2 protein-coding genes, 2 pseudogenes and 1 riboswitch are annotated in these 3450 nt (G+C 62.3%); of the genes and pseudogenes, 2 read left to right on the forward strand and 2 right to left on the reverse strand.

The genetic code is table 11. The features are described from left to right. Positions 1-191: 191 nt before the first annotated feature. A riboswitch (cobalamin riboswitch) is annotated at positions 192-374 on the forward strand. A 171-nt stretch (positions 375-545) separates the two neighbouring features. Beyond that, positions 546-1052, forward strand: a pseudogene (bluB, locus tag EOA36_RS38580) (5,6-dimethylbenzimidazole synthase); the annotation flags it as partial. A 167-nt stretch (positions 1053-1219) separates the two neighbouring features. Here the strand turns inward: bluB and EOA36_RS31020 are convergent. Together EOA36_RS31020 and EOA36_RS31025 are read right to left on the reverse strand one after the other, a co-directional pair. Further along, positions 1220-2203, reverse strand: coding sequence for a hypothetical protein (locus tag EOA36_RS31020; RefSeq protein WP_245464519.1), 984 nt, complete (start codon positions 2201-2203; stop codon positions 1220-1222). A gap of 87 nt (positions 2204-2290) precedes the next feature. Next, on the reverse strand, positions 2291-2899 hold the full coding sequence (locus EOA36_RS31025) for a TetR/AcrR family transcriptional regulator (RefSeq protein ID WP_127280709.1): 609 nt from the start codon (positions 2897-2899) through the stop codon (positions 2291-2293). A 119-nt stretch (positions 2900-3018) separates the two neighbouring features. Between EOA36_RS31025 and EOA36_RS31030 the strand changes: the two are divergent. Next, positions 3019-3450, forward strand: a pseudogene (locus EOA36_RS31030) (MFS transporter); the annotation flags it as partial.

Raw genomic sequence — 3450 nt, forward strand, 5'->3', positions numbered from 1 at the left:
GACGGGTAGCCATCTCCCCTATCTAGTGCCCCGACGCCGTAATGGCCATGCGTGGCGGCTTGATCGCTGGGGAAAATCACGCCTGCGTCCATTGGCGTCGCTGCGGGGATTGGCGCCGCCGGGGCTTCGGCGTAAGGTTGCCGCCACTGCCTGGTGCCTGCCGGTCTGTTTGTTTTAGCCGCATTCTGCGACGCCAAATGATTTCACTTGGCTGCAAATGCTCCGGCGGGAGAATCGGGAACACGGTTGAATTCCGTGGCGTGCCCAACGCTGTAAGGGGGACCGCGCCGGTAAATGCCACTGTCGATGACGGGAAGGCACCGGACGCGGGTTGATCCCGAGCCAGAAGACCGGCCTGGCAGGCATCGTCATCCGCATGGTCAGGCGGATGACATTAGAGCGATGTGGGTCCTCTTGGACGCGCAAAGTTCGCTCTGAGAATTTGAACTGCTGCAATCGCAAGGGGACAAGCGATGCCGGAAGCCATGACCGCTCCAATGGGCGATGGATTTGATCAGATAGCGCGTGACGCGGTTTATCGCGCCATGTTCACGCGGCGCGATGTCCGCAGCCATTTTACATCGGAGGCGATCGACGATGCAGTGCTGGCGCGGCTGCTGCTTGCCGCCCACCACGCGCCATCGGTCGGCTTCATGCAGCCCTGGAATTTCATCGTCATTCGCGATGCCAAGCGACGGGCGGAGGTGCGCGACCTGTTCCTTGCCGCGCGTGAACAGGAACTGCCGGCAATCGAGGCAGACCGGCAGGCGATTTACCGCAAGCTCAAGCTCGAAGGCATTTGCGAAAGTGCATTCAACATTTGTATCACCTGCGACCGCGAGCGCTCGAAAGGCTCGCCGCTGGGGCGCTGGCACAACCCGGAAATGGACCTCTACAGCACGGTCTGCGCGGTGCAGAATTTCTGGTTGGCCGCGCGCGCCGAAGGCGTTGGCGTCGGCTGGGTCAGCATCATCGAGGCGCAAGCGCTGAAAAGCCTGCTGTCCATCCCCGACCACGTGACGCCGGTCGCCTATCTCTGCGTCGGCCGTGTCTCGGAGTTCGCGCCGAAACCGGACCTCGAAACGCATGGCTGGGGCCGACGCCTGCCGCTGCCCGACCTGATCATGAGCGAGACGTTTTGCGGCCAGGGTGAGGCACCGCTCAAATCGGCGGTGGCCCGCCTCGACACCGTCACAGGTGCGCCCACCAGCCCCGCCGATCAATGCGTCGCGCCGGCCGTGCCCCAGCGCGAGCCGCCGAAGGTCGAGAGCGCCTTGTCCTTGAGTTCCCGAAACTTCGACGAGGCTTCGGCCAGCCTGGCGTCCCAGGCCGGATCAGGCACCTGGCCCTCGATGGTCTTGAAATAGACCTGCATCAGGCAGGCAATGGCGAATGGCTCGATGAAGGCCGCCTTGAAAGCCCAGGCAAAGACGATGGCGAGCACGAAAGCCCAGCCGGCGAGTTGCCCGGGCATGACATAAAGAATGGCGGCTGCCGGAGCCAGCATCAGCAGGAAAATCACGAAAGACACGCCCCACATGATGACCGCCAGCCAGACGGCGTTCTTGACCATGGTCTTGCCGTTCTGGGCGTAGAGCACCACGCCTTGCCGCGCCGTCTCGAAGGGCGAGGACGAATTGATGCGGATATTGTAACCGAGAATGATCTCGTCGACATAGGTCAGCGACAGGCGGATCACCGTGTTGAGGAACGAGACCAGGCCGCTCAGGCCCGGAATGGGCAGGAAGGCCGCGATGCCGCCCAGCAGGCCGGTGATGGCGCGGATGGCGCCCTTGACCAACTGGTCGACGACGAAAAGGATGTTCGCCTCGGCAAAGCGCTCGGTCACAACCTCTTTCGCGTAGGCGATCTGGTTCTGGCCGTCGGGAACGTCATGTCCGTCGATCAGATGCACCATGACGGCGATATGGCCTGCCTTGACGACGTAGAGGATGTATTCGCGCAGCCAGTAGACAGCGATCGAGACGACGCCGAATCCGACCACGCCGCCCCAAAGGGCAAAGGACAACGGTCCGTCGGGATCGGTGGAGATATGGCCGACGCCATAGCCGACCGAGGCACCGGTACCGGTGGCCATGATGTAGGCCAGAGTGATGCCGAAATAGACGATCATGCGAAAGACAATGAAAGGCCAGGTCCGCATCATGATGGATACCGACCTGCCGATATCGAAATCCCACATGCCCCGAATCCCCCAGAGGTGGCTGTGGAGGATGCGCCCAAACCAGCTATTGTCAATTGGAGGCGGTGGCGGAAGCGCCGCGGCGGCTCAGTTTGGCCGTGCTTCCGGTTTGTCGAGCAGGCCTTCGAGCAATTGCTTGAACGCGGCCACCACCTTCCTCGACGTCGCTTCGGGATCGTTCGAGTTGGCGATCCGCTGTGCGGCCTGACTGCTCGCACCGTTGATCAACCGCGCCGCCGTTTCGGGATCGACGCCCGGCACCACCATCCCCTCCTGTTGCAGCGCCGTCAGATGATCGGTCATTGAACCGACGCAGGCATTGGCATTCGACCATTGCGCCGGATCGCCCAGCACGGCCGGGCCATCCCGGAACATGATGCGCTGGTTTTCCGGCTCCAGCGCCATTTCGATATAGGTCGTGCATTCGTCGACGAAATGCTGCCAGCGGGTCGGCGCCCTCGCCGCGACCTCATTCACCCGGGCGGCCATTTCCGCGTCGATCTCGGCGATAACCGCCTGCAGCAGTCCCTTCTTGTCGCCGAAGTGATGATAGAGGGCACCGCGTGTCAGCCCGGCCGACGCGGTGAAATCGTCCATCGACGCTTCGGCGTAGCCAATGGTGCCGAAAGCCTGGCGGGCCGCCGTGATCAGCTTGGCTCGCGTCTCGGCAATCATCTCCTTGCGGGGTCTGTGCATGGTTCTGGACCTATTCACATACGTCTCGTATGCCAATTGACATACGCAACGTATGAACTATCTGACATTCATACGCATCGTATGTAATTGTCGCATCATCCTTTGTCGAGGAACCCGCCATGCAAAACCCCTATTCGGAAATCTTTCGAGCCCCCGGAGCCAAAGGCTTTGCGGCCGCCGGCTTCCTGGCGCGCCTGCCGATCGCCATGGCACCGATCGGCATCGTCGCGATGCTGTCTCAGACGCGTGGCGAATACTGGCTGGCCGGCGCGGTCTCGGCGACTTTCGCGCTGGGCAACGCTTTCGTGGCGCCGCAAATATCAAGGCTGGTGGACCGTCTGGGCCAGACACGCATCGTGGTCCCCACCACCATCATCGCCGTGATCGCCTTCGCGGTTCTCATCGCGGCAGCCAATCAGGATTGGCCGGTCTGGACGCTGTTCGTCTCGGCACTGGCGGCCGCGGCCATGCCCAGCATGCCGGCAATGGTGCGTGCCCGCTGGACCGAGATTTTTAGAGGACGGCCGCAGCTGAACACCGCTTTCGCCTTC

The sequence above is a fragment of the Mesorhizobium sp. M8A.F.Ca.ET.021.01.1.1 genome, from assembly GCF_003998025.1.
Taxonomy (GTDB): domain Bacteria; phylum Pseudomonadota; class Alphaproteobacteria; order Rhizobiales; family Rhizobiaceae; genus Mesorhizobium.